16 protein-coding genes and 1 pseudogene are annotated in these 18,252 nt (G+C 69.8%); 8 read left to right on the top strand and 9 right to left on the bottom strand.

What is annotated here, in order from left to right; genetic code table 11:
- Positions 1-89 precede the first annotated feature (89 nt).
- From PV342_RS36100 to PV342_RS36085, 4 genes are all read right to left on the bottom strand, one after another.
- Positions 90-215, bottom strand: coding sequence for a hypothetical protein (locus PV342_RS36100; protein ID WP_500320390.1), 126 nt, complete (start codon positions 213-215; stop codon positions 90-92).
- A 152-nt stretch (positions 216-367) separates the two neighbouring features.
- Positions 368-1,987, bottom strand: coding sequence for a tannase/feruloyl esterase family alpha/beta hydrolase (locus tag PV342_RS36095; RefSeq protein ID WP_500320388.1), 1,620 nt, complete (start codon positions 1,985-1,987; stop codon positions 368-370).
- Between the two features lie 512 nt (positions 1,988-2,499).
- Positions 2,500-3,060, bottom strand: coding sequence for a cysteine hydrolase family protein (locus PV342_RS36090; RefSeq protein WP_500320387.1), 561 nt, complete (start codon positions 3,058-3,060; stop codon positions 2,500-2,502).
- A 509-nt stretch (positions 3,061-3,569) separates the two neighbouring features.
- A complete protein-coding gene (locus tag PV342_RS36085; protein ID WP_392613016.1) occupies positions 3,570-4,058 on the bottom strand; it encodes a TetR/AcrR family transcriptional regulator in 489 nt (162 codons plus the stop codon).
- 293 nt (positions 4,059-4,351) lie between these two features.
- On the opposite strand from PV342_RS36085, the gene PV342_RS36080 reads away from it, so the two are divergent.
- A complete protein-coding gene (locus PV342_RS36080) occupies positions 4,352-5,827 on the top strand; it encodes an MDR family MFS transporter (protein ID WP_500320385.1) in 1,476 nt (491 codons plus the stop codon).
- 349 nt (positions 5,828-6,176) lie between these two features.
- Here the strand turns inward: PV342_RS36080 and PV342_RS36075 are convergent, their stop codons facing one another.
- On the bottom strand, positions 6,177-6,746 hold the full coding sequence (locus PV342_RS36075) for a TetR/AcrR family transcriptional regulator (RefSeq protein WP_433428750.1): 570 nt from the start codon (positions 6,744-6,746) through the stop codon (positions 6,177-6,179).
- 130 nt (positions 6,747-6,876) lie between these two features.
- On the opposite strand from PV342_RS36075, the gene PV342_RS36070 reads away from it, so the two are divergent.
- Positions 6,877-7,578, top strand: coding sequence for an SDR family oxidoreductase (locus PV342_RS36070; protein ID WP_500320383.1), 702 nt, complete (start codon positions 6,877-6,879; stop codon positions 7,576-7,578).
- Positions 7,579-8,565: 987 nt separating this feature from the next.
- Here the strand turns inward: PV342_RS36070 and PV342_RS36065 are convergent.
- Entirely contained in the window at positions 8,566-8,964 is a 399-nt protein-coding gene (locus tag PV342_RS36065; protein WP_400806158.1) for a hypothetical protein, read from the bottom strand.
- A gap of 62 nt (positions 8,965-9,026) precedes the next feature.
- The gene (locus tag PV342_RS36060; protein WP_386995605.1) at positions 9,027-9,452 is read right to left on the bottom strand and encodes a MarR family winged helix-turn-helix transcriptional regulator; all 426 of its coding nucleotides are present in this window, start codon (positions 9,450-9,452) and stop codon (positions 9,027-9,029) included.
- A gap of 162 nt (positions 9,453-9,614) precedes the next feature.
- Here PV342_RS36060 and eno point away from each other — a divergent pair, with 162 nt between their 5' ends.
- Complete coding sequence (gene eno, locus PV342_RS36055) at positions 9,615-10,940, top strand: phosphopyruvate hydratase (protein WP_500320381.1); 1,326 nt, start codon at positions 9,615-9,617, stop codon at positions 10,938-10,940.
- 325 nt (positions 10,941-11,265) lie between these two features.
- On the opposite strand, the gene PV342_RS36050 is transcribed toward eno, so the two are convergent.
- On the bottom strand, positions 11,266-12,021 hold the full coding sequence (locus tag PV342_RS36050) for an SDR family NAD(P)-dependent oxidoreductase (RefSeq protein WP_400806163.1): 756 nt from the start codon (positions 12,019-12,021) through the stop codon (positions 11,266-11,268).
- A gap of 120 nt (positions 12,022-12,141) precedes the next feature.
- On the opposite strand from PV342_RS36050, the gene PV342_RS36045 reads away from it, so the two are divergent.
- Positions 12,142-12,576 carry an Rrf2 family transcriptional regulator gene (locus PV342_RS36045; RefSeq protein ID WP_386995599.1) on the top strand — a complete coding sequence of 145 codons (435 nt, stop codon included), beginning with the start codon at positions 12,142-12,144 and terminating at the stop codon, positions 12,574-12,576.
- Between the two features lie 14 nt (positions 12,577-12,590).
- Here the strand turns inward: PV342_RS36045 and PV342_RS36040 are convergent, their stop codons facing one another.
- On the bottom strand, positions 12,591-13,739 hold the full coding sequence (locus tag PV342_RS36040) for a serine hydrolase domain-containing protein (protein ID WP_500320378.1): 1,149 nt from the start codon (positions 13,737-13,739) through the stop codon (positions 12,591-12,593).
- 540 nt (positions 13,740-14,279) lie between these two features.
- Between PV342_RS36040 and PV342_RS36035 the strand changes: the two genes are divergently transcribed.
- From PV342_RS36035 to PV342_RS36020, 4 genes and pseudogenes are all read left to right on the top strand, one after another.
- The gene (locus PV342_RS36035; protein ID WP_500320376.1) at positions 14,280-14,858 is read left to right on the top strand and encodes a hypothetical protein; all 579 of its coding nucleotides are present in this window, start codon (positions 14,280-14,282) and stop codon (positions 14,856-14,858) included.
- Positions 14,859-15,741: 883 nt separating this feature from the next.
- Positions 15,742-15,963 (top strand): DUF3311 domain-containing protein, encoded by a 222-nt coding sequence (locus tag PV342_RS36030; protein ID WP_500320375.1) that lies wholly within the window; start codon positions 15,742-15,744, stop codon positions 15,961-15,963.
- A complete protein-coding gene (mctP, locus tag PV342_RS36025; RefSeq protein ID WP_500320373.1) occupies positions 15,960-17,579 on the top strand; it encodes a monocarboxylate uptake permease MctP in 1,620 nt (539 codons plus the stop codon). The genes PV342_RS36030 and mctP overlap by 4 nt, the downstream gene beginning before the upstream one ends.
- 493 nt (positions 17,580-18,072) lie before the next feature.
- Positions 18,073-18,252 (top strand): annotated as a pseudogene (locus PV342_RS36020) (ketol-acid reductoisomerase); the annotation flags it as partial.

Genomic DNA, 18,252 nt, shown 5'->3' with positions numbered 1-18,252 from the left:
CCGACAACCCACCGGGGAGACCGAGACGGCATGTGCCCCTCCACCCGGAGGGTCGCCACCGGCAGCGCTCCACGGTGCCGGGCAGGTGCTCATCCGTGGCCGGGAGGCTGTGTGCCGCCCGGTACCTGGGCGAGGAAGGCCCGGGCGGCCGGGTTGAGCGGGCGGTCGTCGGGTTCGGCCAGGCCGGCGTGGTGGACGGGGCGGTGCTGCTCCACGGCAAGGAAGCGGACCCCGGGAACGCCCTCGGAACGGACCTGTTCAGCGAGATGCGGCTGACCCTCGCCGCCATGGCCTCAGCACGGACGAGCGCTGGCCGTTCTCCGTATGCGCATGATGGTTCGGTCCGTCTCAGGCCGTCGCGGAGCGGTCAGTGCCGGGACGGGGCGACGCAGCGGAAGCTGGAGGCCTTGTCCGGGTCGCCGTGGCCGTCGTAGCGGGAGACTGCCGGGTAGCTGCACAGGTCACGGCTGACCTCCTGCCCGGCGGAGTCGACCAGGGTGGCGGGCAGCGTCTTGGGGGCCTTGCCGTGCTCGACCCAGGTCCTCAGCGCACCGAGGTCGTCGGTCGTGCCGTCGCCCGAGTTGAGGCCGCAGTGGACCGTCGCCGGGGCGAGGAAGAGGCGGTAGAAGTCGTCGACCTTCTTGGCGCCGTCCATCGTCCGCTCGAGGTCCTTGCGGTACGCGACCGTGCCCTGGGCCGGGATGAACTGGTCGGCCTGGCCGTGCCAGCTCAGGAGCTTGCCGCCGGAGTCACGGAAGGCGGACAGGTCGGGGTCGTCGGTGCCGATGACCTTGTCGTACTCGGCCTCGGACTGCCGGAACAGCTGGGTGAACCGGTCGTACGTGATCGTCGACACGTCGAACGACGGCTGCTTCTTCACCCATGTGGTGACCCAGAACTCGGGCACGGGGAACGGAGCGCCCTTGACGTCGCCGCTCGCGTCGGGGCCGGTGACGCCGGCCAGGGCCGACAGGTCGGCCCCGACCGGGACGCCGGGCCACAGCTTCTTGCCCGACGGGGTGCGGGGGCCGTCCCATATCTTGCGGACCACGGCCGCGTCGGCGGCCGTGATGGTCAACTCCTCGCCGGCGCAGACGACCTTGGTGCCGATCAGCCGACGCGGGTCGAAGTCACATCGGGCCGGGTCGTTGACCAGGCCGTCCTTGAGGCCGTCGCGCGGGTCGCACGCCTTGACGGCGGCGTCGGTGAAGACCTTGAACTCGCAGGCCGTCGGGTAGGTCTTCTCGTTGTTCATGACGACTTGCGGCCACAGGGTGGCGACCTCGAACTCGTCCCAGTTGACGGCGGGCGCCTTGGCGAGGATGCCGTCGTAGTCGTCGGGGTGGCGCTGGGCCTCCATGTAGCCCTGGCGTCCACCGGTGGAGCAGCCGTTGAAGTACGCGTAGGCGGCGCGCTTGCCGTAGACGTGGCCGACGACCTGCTTCCCGACGACCGCCGCCTCGTGCTGGGAACGGGAGGCGAAGTTCTTGAGCAGCGCGATGTCGACCTGCCCGTCGTCGTTCAGCGCCCAGTTGACGTCGAGGACGTCGCCGACGCCCGCGTCGGTGGTTGTGACGGCGTAACCGTTCTTGACCGCGGTGGCCATCCCGGTGCCGTTGTCCCCGGCCGCGTACGCACTGCCGCCGAGGGCCTGGAAGCGGCCGTTCCAGTTGGTGACGGGCAGCCAGGTCCGCACGTTGGCGAGGTCGTTGTCGCCGGGGTGGGTCAGGGTGACCGTCACCTCGCAGTAGGCGGGCACGCCGGTGACCGTGCCGCCCAGGAGTCCGCTTCCGTGAACGGTGCCACCCTCCTTGCGGGCCGCTGTCACGGACTCCACTGCGGTACCGGCCGGGGCCTTCACGGACGGCGTCGCGCAGGTCGGCGCCGCGGCACCGGAGCCGTTCCCGGGCTCGGCGGACGCGGTCGGCAGGTAGACCGCCGCGGCCAGCGGCACGCAGGCGGCGAGGACGGTCAGAGCTCGTTTCATGGGTTTCCGTTCAAGTGACTCGGGGTGCGCGGGAGGTGGCAGCGCAAGGGGAGGGCTGGGGAGTGGTGCCCGGTTCGGCGAAGACCGAGACAGGCCGTATCACCGATTAAGCAGGTGACGGGGTGAGGTGTGACGCGAACGCAGGGGGTGAAGGCTGGGGTTGGCGACGGAGGTCGCCGGCAAGGCGTGCTTGTCGGGGGCGGTGGTGGCCTGGTGCCGTCGGCACGGCAACGGCGCGACCGTCCCGGAGCGCCGGAGTCGGTCAGCCGTCGCTCCCGTTCGATGCCAAGAGCTGCAGGCGCGGCTACGCATTCGAACGCTGCTTCAACGCCTGCGGCGGCTGGGGCCCGACCCCCGCCAGGCTCGCGACCTGCCACCGTCACGGGCTGGCTCAGGGGGTGAGCGGCGCCGTTGTCCTTCCGGCGCCTCGTTTACCGCGCGCCGGCCGGCATTCTGTGTCACGCTCGAGGTTCGCCTTGGTGACGTAGCCTCAGAATTTGTTCTGGCGGACCTCAGTTCGTGGCGGCGAGTGCGGACACGATGTCCTTGGTGGTGCCCGTCTCGGCGATGCGCGGATAGATCCTGGCGATGGTGTGGTCGTGCGCGACGCCGTCGGTGTCGGTCACGGCGTCGAGCGCGACCGTGACGTTGTAGCCCTGCTCGTGGGCGTCGCGGGCTGTGGACTCCACGCCGCTGCTGGTGGCGATGCCGGTGATGACGACCTGCGTCACGGCCCGCGCGCGCAGCCACTCGTCCAGGCCGGTCTTGGTGAAGGCACTGCGTGCGTGCTTGGTCACGAAGTGGTCGCCCGCGCCGGCGTCCAGCTCGGGGGCGAGTTCGGTCCACTCCGGGCTCGGTGTGGGGAAGCGTGCGCCGAGGTCGTTGCGTCCGGCAGGGCCGCCTGCGACGTTCACCAGGACGACGGGCAGGCCGCGGCGACGGAATTCCGCGAGCAGTTCGGCGTTCCGGGCGAGTATGTCGGCGGCCGGGTGCGCGAGGGGCAGCTTGAGGATGCCGTTCTGGAGGTCGACGACGATCAGGGCGGGCTTCGGGTCAAGGGTAGTGACAGGCATGTCTCTCCTTGGTGGGGTGCTTGGCCTGCGGGTGTTTCGGGGAGGTCGGGCTCCTGCGGGGAGGCCGTTGGGCACGCCCGTGTGCGCCGGTCGTCCTTCGCGGGCCGTCCGGCGCGCAGGCCCTGCCGTGAACGGTTGGAGTGCCTCCGGGGTTCTGGTGCCGACTGCGGGGCGACAGGGTGAGGCTTGCGCTACCCCTTTTGATCTGTCACTCGACTGTAGCACTTGTGGAATGAGGTTCCACCCCTGTGGGACATGCGCGCTTGCTTGCGGCGTGGATGCGCAAGTTGTGGCGTGCGCCGCTTGCGGGTCGGGCTCCGGCCGCCCTCGCCGAGCGGGTCGACCCTGGCCGGGCGTTTCGTCGAAGGAGTCGGCCACGGCAGACGGCCGGCCCTGGGCACGCCAGACGACGCGCCGCCGCCGCCGCGGTGCTGGCGGCGCGGTCCGGCGACCCGGGCGTGGCGCGTCCGCGCGGAATCGCCTGCCGGGGATTCGCGGCAGCCGGTGTGTCAGGACGCTCCGAGGCCGTGCAGCAGGGTGTCGACGACGACGTCCGCCGCCTGCGCGGGGCTCAGGTCGGGCAGTTGCCGGGCGACCAGGTGCATGAGCTGGGGCAGCAGCGCATTCGTCCATCCCCCTGCGAGACCGGGGCGCAACAGGCCTTCGCCGGTTGCGCGTTCGAGGAAGGCGTCGACCTCGCGGACCGAGGCCTCGCGGCGCGCGTGGACGCTGTCGTCGGTGAGCATGCGGGCGAGGTCGACGGGCCAGGTGCGGTTGACGGCGATGATGTTCTCGACGTAGCGGTGCAGGGCGACGGCTACGGGGGCCTCGCGCAGCCGGGCGTCCTCGATGGCGTGCTCGATGGCCGTAAGGCGGGCTTCGTAGATGGCCGCGAGGAGTTCGTCGCGGGACGTGAAGCGGCGGTAGACGGTGCGCCGGTCCACGCCCGCCTCGGTGGCGATGCTCGCGATGCTCACGCCTGGATCGGCGGCGAGCATGCGCGCCCCGGTGGTCAGGACGGTTTCCAGATTGCGTGCTGCGTCGGCTCTCACCGGAAGGAGTCTAACGGCCGAGTGTGAAACCTATGACATCTAACGCCTCTCAGTCGTAGAGGGCTGCGCTATAAGTGCTACATTGCTGTGGCAGATAGTGTTGGTAGTGCCATCCCGTGGGCTCCATTGGTCAACGGCGGATGGCACAGCGTCCCTGCGCACCACTCCCGGAAAGGCACGTATCGATGTCGACATCACACGAGTCCCCATCACCCGCGCTCCGCGGCGTCGCAGCGCCGATGAGCGCGCTGATCCTGGCCGTCCTCCTCGCGGCCCTGGACCAGACGATCGTCTCGACCGCGTTGCCCCGCATAGCGCAGGACCTGAACGGATTCGACGACATAGCGTGGGTCAGCGCCGCGTACCTTCTCGCGTCGACGGCCGCGACTCCGCTGTGGGGCAAGCTCGGCGACATGTTCGGCCGCAAGCGGCTGTACCTGGCCGCGACCTCGGTCTTCCTGGCCGCCTCGGTGCTCTGCGGCCTGGCACAGAACCTGCCCGAGCTGATCGGCGCCCGCGTTCTTCAGGGCGTGGGCGGCGGCGGCATGATCGTACTGACCTTCGCCCTCGTCGGGGACATCGTCGCCCCGGCCGAACGCGGCCGCTACCAGGGCATGTTCGGTTCCGTCTACGGCGTCGCCAGCATCGTCGGCCCCCTACTGGGCGGCGTCTTCACCGACCAGCTGTCCTGGCGGTGGGCCTTCCTGGTCAATCTGCCCGTCGGTGTCGTCGCCCTGCTCATCGCGGCGCGGTCGCTGCCCGCGGCGACCCGGGGCGCCAAGGCCCGCATCGACTATCCCGGTTCCACCATCCTGGCCGCCATCGCCACGGGCCTCGTTCTCGTCACGTCCTTCGGCGAGCGCTGGGGCTGGGGCTCACCGGCCATCGTCGGCCTGATCGCGGCGACCGTCGCGCTGGCCATGCTGCTGGTGCCGGTGGAGCGCCGCGCCGCCGCCCCGGTCCTGCCGCCGGCGATGTTCACCTCCCGGACCGTCGTCTTCTCCTCGCTGATCGGGTTCTTCGCCAACGCCGCGATGTTCGCCGTGCTGGTCTACCTGCCGACCTACCTCCAGATCGTCCACGGGGTCTCGGCCACACTCTCCGGTGTCCACATGCTGCCCCTGGTCGCCGGCCTGGTCGCCAGCCAGTCCCTGGCCGGTCGCTGGGCCGCACACGTCGGCCGGCTGCGGATGATCCTTCTGGCGGGCCTGCTCGCCAACCTCGCCGGCCTGCTGCTGCTGGGCACCATCGGGGCGGCCACCGGCACCCTCGTGCTCAGCGTCTACTTCCTGATCACCGGCGCAGGCATCGGCATGGTGCCCATGGTCGTGCTGACCACGGTGCAGAACAGCGTGCCCGCCACCGATCTCGGAGCCGCCAGCGCCGTGGTCACCTTCGCCCGCTCCATCGGCGCGGCCTTCGGTGTCGCCGTCTTCGGCAGCTTCCTCAGCACCGGCTTCGCCGACCGCACCCGCGGCCTCCCGGCGGGTGGCGGCTTCGACGCCACCCGCCCCGACACCATCGGCCGGCTGCCCGCGACCCTGCGCGACAGCGCACTGGACGCCTTCGCCCACGCCACGGCCACCGGATACCTGTGGATCGCCCCCACCCTCGCTGTGGGCATCGTCCTCGCCCTCTTCCTCAAGCCGGCACGGAAGGCCGGTGACCGCGCCGACGTCCCCGGCTCCGCCGACGACGCCGTCCCGGCCGCCTGAGCCGGACGACGACGCGCCCTGGTCCAGGCGGCCGGGGGCGGATCCACCCGGGGCAAACCGCACCGGCCGGGAGGAGCGGCTCTGCCTGGACACCTCTCTGTGCGGCCTCGCCCGAGACCGGACGGGAACGACCGGCGGCCTGGTTCAGGCCGCGGCCCACCGGAGGAGCTGCGGCGCGATATCGCGGATGGGCACCTCGCCCGCATGACGCCGCGCATCAGGATCGCGGCGTCCTCCGGCCGGCAGGTCAGGGTGTGGCCGTTGACACCCAGGAACCGCGGTGAGCCGTCCGAACCGGCCGTCGGAGTCCGACCCTTCCGGGCCTTCGTGGTCCGGCAGCACTGAGGGCTCAGGACACCCCCGCCGCGTCCACCAGGGCAGTGGCGGTGGCAGTGGCCAGTCCGCCCAGGCTGCGGGCCTGGGCCATGGCGCGGGCGCTGGAGCCGTCGAAGACGACGGTGAGCTGGTGGGCGAGCAGGTCCGGGTCGTGGGCGCCACCCCGACGGGCCTCTTCGCGGAAGAAGTCGGTGAGCGCGTCCTTGTAGCGTCGGGCGACCACGCTGGCGGGGTGCTCGGAGTCCTTGAGCTCGAACGCGGTCGCCAGGAAAGGGCAGCCCAGGTAGTCCGGTGACGCGGACAGCGACTCGAGCTGCTTGAAGACGTGCATGATGCGATCGCGCGGCGGCAGGTCGGCGTCGGGGGCGGGCAGCAGCCCGCTCAGGTATCCGGAACCGGCGCGGTCCAGGCTTGCGGCCAGGACGTCGTCCTTGCTGGTGAAGAGCTGGTACATCGACCGCTTGGAGACTCCGGCTGCCCGGCACAGCGCCTCGATGCCGATGTTGACGCCCTCCCGGTAGAAGAGCCCGGCCGCGGCATCGAGGAGCCGCTCGCGAGTCGGAGCCGTCGCCGCGGCTGTCACAGACGGGGCGGGTGCGCTGGAAGTCATGGAAGCGAGTCTACGCCGCGTGTTGCCGCATGGAAACCGATCGGTTTACAGTGGTGGAAACCGATCGGTTTCCGCCGTCGGACGTCACGCTGGGAGCAGATTCATGACCGCAATCGCAGGCTCTACCGTTCTCGTCACCGGAGGCAGCCGGGGCATAGGTCGGGCCCTGGTCGAGTCCTTGTACGACCGAGGGGCGAAGAAGGTGTACGCCACCGCCCGCGACCCCCGCACCGTCACTCACCCCGGGGCAGTGGCGCTGGCCCTGGAGGTCACCGACCCCGCGTCGGTGGCCGCCGCGGTGGAACAGGCACCGGACGTCGCCATCCTGATCAACAATGCCGCGGGCGCCGTAGCGGCATCGTTCCTGACCTCGCCGGTGGAAGACGTACGCCGCGAGTTCGAGACCAACTTCTACGGCCCCCTGCAGATGACCCGGGCCTTCGCCCCGGTCATCGAGGCCAACGGCGGCGGCCACCTGCTCAACGTGCACTCGGTCCTTTCCTGGGTCGCGCTCTCCGGTTCCTACAGCGCGTCCAAGGCCGCGCTCTGGTCGCAGACCAACTCGCTGCGCCTGGAGCTGAAGCCGCGCGGCGTCAACGTCACCGGGCTGCACGTCGGTTACGTGGACACCGACCTGGCGGCGCACGTCGACGCGCCGAAGGCGTCGCCGAGCGACGTCGCGGAGCAGGCGCTGGACGGGATCGAAGCCGACGCCTACGAAGTGCTGGCCGACGAGCTCTCCCGCCAGGTCAAGGCGGGCCTGGCAGCCGACCTCGCCTCCTTGTACCCGCAGCTGGCCGGCTGACCGGGGCACCCCACCGCGATGCCTTCGGGCGCATCGATGAGCCTGTTGTCCGGGACGCGCGGCAGTCGACCCGAGCGGTGCGGACAACGCCGTAGGGGGACGTCGTCGGGTCCGGTGTGGATTGTGCTCCGCGAAACTGCGGGCTTCGCGCGGCGGGCGGTATGCCGAACGTGCCGCCCTCGCGGACGTGTCACGCGCACATCGAGCGAGAACGAGCGGGCCGCACCACGTGCATCCGGGACGCGTGGCCGGTCTTCATGCGGCAGATTGTCCGCCGATGGATGCGGGCTTCGAGTGTGATGTGTTGCGCTGCGCCGTGGTTCGGCGGCCTTGCGGTCCACAACGGCCAACGGTGTCCGTCAGCCGGCCGCTCCTGCGCCCGCGTCCTTCGCAGCCGGGAAGCCTGATGTCCTGGGCGGAGTCCAACTCGGGGGACTCCTCGCGCTGGCGGACGAGTCCCGCGGAGACGACGGCGACTGGCCGTAGTTCCCGGCCGGCGTTCACGGGGCGCACCCTCCATGTGCCGGCTGAGCCCTTGGATTTCCCCAGCCTCGCATCGACTGGTCGGCGCCTGACCCGTAGCCCCATGTCGAACGGTGATCGCCCCCGGAACCCCAGGGGCGATCACCGCTTGGTGCCCGGCGACGTATGGGCCGAAAGGGAAAGCGCCTGGGCGCCCGCGGCTCCGCCGTGACGCCTTCACGGGTTCCGCGGATGCTGTCGCAGCCCCTTGCCGCAGACCCTGGGCGGGCGAACCGCGCCTACCTGCGGCGACGCGGTATCCGTCGCGCGATTCCGGAGCAGCACGACCAGATGGCCGACCTCGAGCAGCGCGGCTCGCCCAGGGGTCGACGCCGATGCGGTGGAGTGCGGGATCAACCGCCTCGCGCGCCGTCGTGCGGTGGCCACCAGGCACGACAAGCCCTTCGTCCGCTACAGGGCGACCGTGCTGGTCGAGGCCATCAACGGGTGGTGCGGCCCAAGCCGCTATGGAAAGAGGTGATCCCCGTCATCACCGATCCGCGGAGGTTGATCCGGTTTGCGGCCGAGGGCTTGCCAAACAGCATGCGCCGCAGCGAACTTCACGTCACCAGGGCCTGTGTCCGCTGGCGCCGTGACGATCTCGACGATGGAAACGAGCACCCCACGGGCCGATACGGGAAGACGCATGAGTGCGTACCAGGCGCCTTCACGGGCCTCTGCCTGGATCCGTTCATCACCGGCCCCGTGGGCGCGCACCGCGGTCCCGTAAGACGTGCCGCGCCACCCGAAGACGTCGATACCCATCTCGACGCCCGGCTCGCCGGCCGGCTCTCCATGAACGGTGACCTGGGCAAACCGTGCCCGCCGACGTGTCTGGCGCTGCAGCCTGTACTTCCCCTCCACAGCCCATATCCTCGGGACGTGACCCGGAACTGCGAGCCCCATGAGGATTTTCGCAGCAGGCGCTAATGGCGTGTGGCGAGCCGCTCCAGCAGGGCGGCGCTCCGTGCCAGCAATACCCGCTCCTCATCCGTGAGTTCGGCCTCGATGGCCTGTGCGAGCCAACCGGCCCTGCGGCCGCGCTCCGCTTCGAGTGCGGTGCGGCCGGCGTCCGACAACTCGACCAGCGACTTGCGGCCGTCCGTGGGGTGCGCTCGTCGCGTGATCAGGTCCTGCTCCATGAGCAGCCCTACCGCCCGGGCCATCGACTGGGGGCGTACGCGCTGATCGGCGGCGAGGTCGCTGGTGGTCATGGCGCCGTTGCGGTCGAGTGCTCCGAGCACGGCGACCTGGCCGAGCGGAATGCGGTCCTCGTTCTTGACGCGTCGAGTGAGCTTGCCCATCGCGGTGCGCAGGTCGGCGGCGATGGCGGCGGCTTCCGGGGTGGGCATAGGGCACTTTACCTCGTTGGCCAGCAGAGCTGAGCACCTTGCCTGCACAGCAATGCTGTACAGCAAAACTGCGCAGCATTGCTGTATTGTCTGTCGTTGTCGGGCTCAGCGCCAGCGTTGTCGCAGCCGGGGCCACGGCATACGACAACGGAAGGACCTTCCATGTCCGTCAAGGCAGCCGGAACAGTCGACGCCGCCATCGAGACCGTCACCGCCCGCCGGATCATCGACAGCCGTGGCAACCCCACGGTCGAGGTCGACGTCGTCCTGGCCGACGGATCCCTGGGACGCGCGGCTGTCCCCTCCGGTGCCTCCACCGGTGCCCGGGAGGCCGTGGAACTGCGTGACGGGGACTCCGCGCGGTGGCACGGCAAGGGAGTCGACCGCGCGGTGGCCCACGTCAACGGTGAGATCGCGGCGTCCGTGCGCGGCCGGAACGCCGGAGACCAGGCGGCACTCGACGCCGCGCTGATCGCCCTGGACGGAACCGCCACGAAATCCCGACTCGGCGCCAACGCGATCCTCGGTGTATCCCTCGCCGCCGCCAAGGCCGCCGCCGCGGCCCACCGCCAGCCCCTCTACCGCTACCTCGGGGGCGCCGACGCCCATCTCCTGCCGCTGCCGATGATGAACATCGTCAACGGGGGCGCCCACGCCGACAACCCGCTGGACTTCCAGGAGTTCATGATCGCGCCCGTGGGGGCCCACACCTTCGCCGAGGCCGTCCGCATGGGCAGCGAGGTGTTCCACACCCTGCGCCGCGACCTGCTGGCGGCGGGGCACTCCACGGGCGTCGGCGACGAGGGCGGCTTCGCCCCCGGGCTGCGTACCGCCGAGGAGGCCCTCGACTTCGTGATGACCGCGATCGAGCGCACCGGTTACCGCCCCGGTGAGGACGTCGGTTTGGTCATGGACCCGGCGTCGTCGGAGTTCTTCCGCGAAGGGGTGTACGACTACGCGGGGGAGGGGGTGCGCCGCACTCCCTCCGAGCACGCCGACTACCTGGCCAAGCTCATCGACGCCTACCCGGTCGTCTCCATCGAGGACCCGATGGCGGAGAACGACCTGGACGGATGGCGCGAGCTGACCGCCCGCGTCGGCGACCGCTGTCAGCTCACCGGCGACGACGTGTTCTGCACCAACGGGACGCTGCTACGCGAAGGCATTCGTTCCGGCGTCGGCAACTCGGTCCTGGTCAAGGTCAATCAGATCGGGACCCTGACCGAGGCGCTGGCCGCAGTGGAGCTGGCCCACGAGGCGGGCTGGACGGCCGTCATGTCGCACCGCTCGGGTGAGACGGAGGACACCACCATCGCGGACCTGGCGGTGGCGACCGGCTGCGGGCAGATCAAGACCGGTTCGCTCTCCCGCTCCGACCGCACGGCGAAGTACAACCAGCTGATCCGCATCGAGGAGGAGCTGGGCGGAGCGGCACGCTTCGCGGGGCGCTCCGCACTCTCGTGGGGCGTGAAGAGCGCACAAGGGTAGACGCCGCGCCGGTCCCCCGATCACGATCGGGGGACCGGCGCGTTCCGGGTTCGGGCAGAGAGCAGCATCGGCGGCGTCCCGCCGGGCGAGCTCCACGCGCGCTTCGTCGGCGTCGACAACCAGGAGGCGGTGACGGTGCACTGAGGGAGTCCGACGGAGGGTGACTGTGTCGGCGCGACGTTCTCCGGGCGCGACGCCGTCGGCTCGGACAGCTCGCGGGGTTGGCCGTGTGCCGCTGGTTGCGGCAGTGCGTGTGGCACCGGCGTCCAGGGCCGCCGACCGTGGGCGTGATCCCGCGGGTCGTTTTTCGCGGCGGGGTCGCCGGTCAGGCGTTGTAGCCGCCGTGGGCGTCCAGCACTGCCCCGGTGACGTACGAGGCGGCGGGGCTTGCCAGGAAGGCGATGGCCGCGGCGATCTCCTCCGGGCGCCCCATGCGCTGGAGGGAAAGAGAGCTGACCAGGGCCTTGAGAGTCTCGGGGTCCGGCGGTTCCATGCCACTCTCCATCAGTCCGGCCTCCACGACGTTGGCCGTGATGCCCCGGGGCCCGAGGTCCCGGGCGACACCCATGGTGTACCGCTCGATGCCCGATTTGGTGGCCGCGTAGTCGGCGAGGCCGGGGAGCCCGACGCGGGAACCGAGCCCGGAACTCACGGTGATGATGCGGCCGTCCGCACGCAGCACCCGGGAGGCGGCCCGGATGACGGCGATCACTCCCAGGTAGTTGGTGGCGTGCATACGGTCCAGAGCGGCGGTGTCGGCGTCCGGGTCATCCACCGTGCGTCCCTGTTCCACGGTGATCGCAGCATTGTTGACGAGGATGTCCAGCCGGCCGAAAGCGGCGATCACGTCGTCGATCAGCAGTGACGCCTGGCTCGTATCGGCCTGGTCGGTCCGGAAGGCGGCGGCCTTGACTCCCTTGCCGCGCAGCTCGTCGACGATGGCCTGCGCCGGCTTTTCGGAGCTGACGTAAGTGAAGGCGACATCGGCACCCTGCTCGGCGAGGAGCCGTACGGTGGCGGCGCCCAGCCCGCGGGATCCGCCGGTGACCAGGGCGACCTTGCCGGTGAGTGGCTTGCTCATGCTTCTCTCCTCATCGATCGACTCGGGACTGTCGAAACAAAGTTTGTTACGACAGTCGCAACTATACTGGTTACGACTGCGTTGTCGAACGCAAGTGGTTTCCGTCGAGGGGAGGGGCGCATGAGCGCCAACAGCAGGTTGACGATCGCAGCCCACGCGCTGGCCTGGATCGGCCTCTACCAGCGCCAGGGCAACGATGTGGCCACCTCCGAACAGATCGCGAGCAGCGCGAACACCAATCCTGTGGTGATCAGACGCCTGCTGGGCGAACTGCGTCGAGCCGGTCTCGTGGAGTCCCGGCGGGGGGTGGGTGCGGGCTGGGCGCTGGCGCGCGATCTGGGGTCGATCAACCTGCTCGATGTCTATGAGGCGGTGGAGCCCGGCCCCCTTTTCGCGCTGCACCGAGCCACCCCGGACCACGGGTGCGTCATCGGTCACGGCATCCAGCCGGCGATGCAAGGCGTCTACGACGGCATCGAGGAGACAGTGCGACGCGAACTGTCCCGCGTCTCACTCGAGGACGTGCTCCGGGACGTCCTCGCCACGCCTCGTTGACGGGCGGCCGCGCCTCAGTCGTCGATCGCCTGGTAGGCGGCGGTCCAGAGGTCGTGCCACATCGGCAGCCGCTGGTCACCGGCGTGTGCCCGTTGCATGACGAAGATCGCCGTCATGTCCTCGGCGGGGTCGTTGTACCAGGCCGTGCCGTAGAAGCCGGGCCATCCGTAGCTTCCGGACGAGGGGCCGAGGTGCGTGCGGCGGGTGCGGACCGACATCCCGAAACCCCAGCCGATGCTGTCGAAGTACCCCGGCCAGAACCCGGAGACCGCCTTCTGGGCCGGGGTCAGGTGGTCGCTGGTCATCAGTGTCACCGCCGGCCGTGAGAGCACGCGCTCGCCGTGGTGGGTGCCACCGGCGAGCAGTGCCGAGGCGAAGGCGAGGTAGTCGTCGGCGGTCGAGACGAGTCCGCCGCCACCGGATTCGAACGCCGGCGGCCGGCTCCACTGTCCGTCGGGTGCGTCTTCGACGACCGGCTCGCCGTCGGCGGCGTTGTCGCGCTCGTACGCCGTCGCCAGCCGGCCCAGGCCCTCGCCGCGCACACTGAAGGAGGTGTCCTTCATCCCGAGCGGATCGCAGATCCGCTCGTGCAGGGCGTCCTCGAAGGACTTGCCGGTGGCCCGGGCGATGAGCACGCCCGTCACGTCGGCGGCGATGTCGTACATCCAGCGCTCACCGGGTTGGTGTACGAGCGGAAGCGTGCCGAGCCGGCGAATCCACTCGTCGGGCGGCGGGTTGCCGAGTTCGAGTGCGTTGAGCGCGTCGGCGACCGGGACCGTTCCCGGCTCGGCGGGGACCATCCCGGTGCCGAGGGTGCCGGTCAGCAGGTCCCGCAGGGTGATCGGGCGCCGCGCCGCGACGGTGTCGGCCAGTGGGCCGTCCGGATCGGCGAGCACGGTCATGTCCGCCAGCTCCGGGACGAGGTCGTCGACCGGGTCGTCGAGTCGAAGGGTGCAGTCCTCCACGAGGGTCATCGCGCACGCGGCGACGATCGGCTTGCTCATCGAGCCCATACGGCAGATCGTGTCGCCTGCCATCGGTGTCGTCGAACCCGCTCCCTCGAACGCCAGGCGGCCGGTCGCGTGGATGTGCACCTCGCCGTGGCGGGCGAGGACGGCCACCACTCCCGGGACGCGGCCGGATTCGACCTGAAGATCGAGCAACTCTCGTACCCGGGCGAGCCGTTTCGAAGAGAAGCCGCCAGCAGTCAACTGTCCCCTCCTCATCCCGTGCATGGGCCGGCTACCGGTTCGGTGGCCCCTTGCACGGTCGGTCTGCTGCCGAATCCCGGCGGGGCGAACGCAGACCACGAGGGACCGGGCCCGCGCGGACCGACAACCAGATTCATGATGGCGACCGGCCAGTGAGCCTTTTCCAACCTCACTCCGAGCAGATCAGAGGCAGGGTGAGGACGGCTCGTCGCGCGGCAGGGTGAGGCCGAAGCGGCGTTCGCCCATTACGAGGATCTCGTCCTCCCCGTCGGCGTCGGGGACGACGGCGGTTTAAGGCGAGATCGTCTCACCTTGATCATCCTCCTGGCGCACACGGTGCCTCGGGGCGTACCTCAGTCGCCCGACCCGGCAGCAACCAGTCCCGTGCCGTTCGGGGACACGCAGCGGGTTGCACGGAACCGCCGAGGCTCGGATTCCTGTGCGTACCCGCACGCGCGTTCGGTGTTCTGCGGGAACGCCCGTGATAATGGTGTGGCCCGGATCAAGAAGACCAGCGGGGGGCATATGGGCAAGTTTCGTGTGGGTCGAGAGATGTCGTTCGTGAAGTGGAGGAACCCGGCGATCGCTGCCGAGGTCTACGCGAAGTGCATCACTCCCCGTGGCGAGGCGACCTTGATCCGGGAGCTCGGGCCGCGGACCCGCCCGGAGGACCACGCCGATGCGGTGGAGAGCTGGACGGTGTCCCTGCGGCAAGGAGAAACCACGCTCAAGGTCCACCGGCTCGTGGCGCACCCACTGTTGCTCCGGTGGCGGATACGGAAGGGTTTTGTGGGCGAGGTGGACGGGGAACCGCTCCGTTTCACCGGCACGTCCGCGCTCCGGCGTTCCGGCCGATCGGTCATGTACGAAGGACCCGCGATCGACGTCCGGATCGTGCCGCGCGCCTTCGGCCTCCGGCTTGTCGAGAAGGGAGGGGAGGCCGGCTTCCGCTCATCCAACGGCGAGTGGGAGTTGCCTGACCCCACGGATCACGCCGTGCTGGCCGCCTGCCTCTTCGAGTGGGCCGGGTTGGAGGACCTGCTCAGGACACCCGTGCTCCGGGACCTGTGACAGGCTGACGCATGATTCGCCGTTAGTCTGCCCAGGGCTTCGTCATTCGGCACCGCCGGAATGGTGCGGGCGGGTGCCCCGACTGTCAGTGGGAGCAGTGGCTTTCGGTACCCCAGGCCCTCGTCGAACCAGCCGTCGCCGCCCCTCAAGGCCTTACTCGAGCTTCGCTGCTCGACCACCCGCATCACATGCATCGTCCAAGCAATACTCACCCTCCATCACACCAGCTCAGCCGGAGGTTGTGGAACACTTCAGTATTCGGACGGGCTGCGGTCGGCCGCTGCTGAGGACGCCGCAGAGGCCACGTCATTCCTTTGGGTGACCAGCCTCATCGGTGAGCCGACTCGCCCGTGCCTGACATACGCGCGCGCATCCTGGCGCATCGCGAGGGTCGTCCCGGCCCGCGGACCTCACCGCCCCTCCGGTGAGCTGCCAGGCCCCGCCAGACTGTCGGGTCAGGCGGCCTCGGCATCACGACGCCGGTCACCCCCGGCGCACGCGGGCACAGCACTGTGAACCGCACGGGAGTGACGCCTCCCCGTCCCGGGCTGTGTACGAGCGTCCCTCCCAACCGGCGATCCGCCGACGGCAACTCGTCCCGACCGAGGTGGATTTGCGGCTGGAATCCGCGACCGCGACCACGAGGACAGGGCCTGTCCAGGGCGCTGTGTCACGTTGGCTCTGATGTTCTATCCGTGCACCTTGAACCGAACTACCGTTTTCACTCGGCGTGAATCTGGATCAAGTGCCGTCCGACGGTCACCTCGTCGCCCGCTCCACCGCGCGCGGATTGGCCGTTCGTTCTTCGAAAAAGCCGTCATTCTTATAGATAGAGATTGTCGTAGTGTCACAAAATCAAGCCGGAACCTCCGGGCGGCCACCGGTGGTCACCACCACACGTGTGATCGCCGGTGTCTGCCTCGTCATCCCCTTCGTCGCCATGCTCTGGGTCGGCTCGTACGCGAAGCTGACCCCGGAGTTCATCGGCATTCCCTTCTTCTACTGGTACCAGGTGCTGTGGGTGTTCCTGTCCTCCGGCCTGACGTGCGCCGCGTACGTCATGGTCCGCCGTGAGGAGCGGGCACGGAAGGAGGCCGCGAAGTGAAGGACGGGGTCAACGGCGTCGCACTCGCCGTCTTCATCTTCTTCTTCCTGGCCGTGACGGTGGTGGGCTTCCTGGCCGCGCGCTGGCGCAGGGCCGAGGACGCCCTGCACCTCGACGAATGGGGGCTGGGGGGCCGCAGCTTCGGCGGCTGGATCACCTGGTTCCTGCTCGGCGGTGACGTGTACACGGCTTACACCTTCGTGGCGGTGCCGGCGGCGGTCTACGCGGCGGGCGCGTCCGGCTTCTTCGCCGTGCCGTACACGATCCTGGTCTACCCCCTGATCTTCACCTTCCTGCCGCGGCTGTGGTCGGTGTCGCACAAGCACGGCTACGTCACCACCTCCGACTTCGTGCGCGGGCGCTTCGGCTCCAAGGGCCTGTCGCTGGCGGTGGCGGTCACCGGCATCCTCGCCACGATGCCGTACATCGCGCTGCAACTGGTCGGCATCCAGGCCGTCCTGGACGTGATGGGCGTGGGCGGCGGCGAGTCGTCGAACTGGTTCATCAAGGACCTGCCGCTGCTGATCGCCTTCGGCGTGCTGGCGGCCTACACCTACTCCTCCGGGCTGCGCGCGCCGGCGCTGATCGCGTTCGTCAAGGACACGCTGATCTACATCGTCATCGCGGTGGCGATCATCTACATCCCGATCAAGCTGGGCGGCTTCGACGACATCTTCGCCAAGGCCGGCGACGCCTATGCCCAGGTCAACCCGGCCACGGGCAAGCCCCGCGGATCCCTGGCCCCCGGCGAGACCGCCCAGTGGGCCTACGGCACGCTGGCGCTGGGCTCCGCGCTGGCGCTGTTCATGTACCCGCACTCCATCACGGCCGTGCTCTCCAGCCGCAGCCGTGACGTCATCCGCCGCAACACCACCGTCCTGCCGCTCTACACCTTGATGCTGGGTCTCCTCGCAGCCCTCGGTTTCATGGCCATCGCCGCCGGAGTGCAGGTCGGCAACACCCAGTTGGCGATCCCGCAGCTGTTCGAGAACATGTTCCCGTCCTGGTTCGCGGGCGTGGCCTTCGCCGCGATCGGCATCGGCGCGCTGGTGCCGGCGGCGATCATGTCGATCGCCGCGGCCAACCTCTTCACCCGCAACATCTACAAGGACTTCCTCAAGCCGGACGCCACCCCCGCGCAGGAGACCCAGGTCTCCAAGGTGGTCTCGCTGCTGGTCAAGGTCGGCGCCCTGGTCTTCGTCCTCACCATGGACAAGACCGTCGCGATCAACTTCCAGCTGCTGGGCGGCATCTGGATCCTGCAGACCTTCCCGGCCCTGGTCGGCGGCCTGTTCACCCGCTGGTTCCACCGCTGGGCGCTGCTGGCGGGCTGGGCGGTCGGCATGGCCTACGGCACCTGGGTCGCCTACGGCGTGGCCAGCCCGGCCCAGAAGCACTTCGGCGGCTCCTCCGACACCATCCCGGTCATCGGCCAGATCGGCTACATCGGCCTGACCGCCTTCGTGCTCAACGTCGTGGTCACCGTGGTCCTCACCCTCGTCCTGCGGGCCCTCAAGGCCCCCGAGGGCGTGGACGAGACCACCAAGGCCGACTTCACGGCCGACGCCGGCGACCCGGGCGTGCAGAAGGACCTGCCGGTGGGCGCCGGTCACTGACCGCCGCCTTCGACCGCGCGGCCGAGACGCTCACCGTATGAGCCCGATCCACGGTCGATCGTCTCGGCGCGTAGGTGGCGAATCAGGTCGCCCGCAGTTCGCGGAAGCGCTCGGCCGGGGCCCGGCCGAGCGCTTCGCCTGGGTCACAGTCGTGTTGAGCTCCCGGGCTTCCGCGGATGCACGGGCCGGGTTTCGATCCACCGCGGGTCGAGGTCGGGCCTCCTGTGCGCCCCCCACCGGGCCCGGCGGCCGCCGCAGAGCTCGATCGACCCACCCGGTGGCCCACGGCCTACACCTGCGTGGTCTGATCCTCTGGGGGGCACCCCGCTGGCTGCCGACACCGCTCCACCGTGTGAAACGGCCGGCACCGGAACCGACAACCACATGTCCTGGGGCGGCCGCCGTCCTTTGCCCGCGCTTCGCTGACGGAGCGGGGCGGTCGCGCCACCCCCGATTCCGCAGCGTCACACCATGACAAGGAAAGAGACCCGAAGTGGCTGAGCTGTTCTACGACGACGACGCCGACCTGTCCATCATCCAGGGCCGCAAGGTCGCGGTCATCGGCTACGGGAGTCAGGGCCACGCGCACGCGCTGTCGCTGCGCGACTCGGGGGTCGATGTGCGCGTCGGCCTGCACGAGGGCTCCAAGTCCAAGGCGAAGGCCGAGGAGCAG

Source organism: Streptomyces sp. PA03-3a (assembly GCF_033792735.1).
In the GTDB taxonomy this organism is placed as follows: domain Bacteria; phylum Actinomycetota; class Actinomycetes; order Streptomycetales; family Streptomycetaceae; genus Actinacidiphila.
Note: the sequence above shows the minus strand (reverse complement) of the source record. Positions and strands in the feature narration are given on the sequence as shown.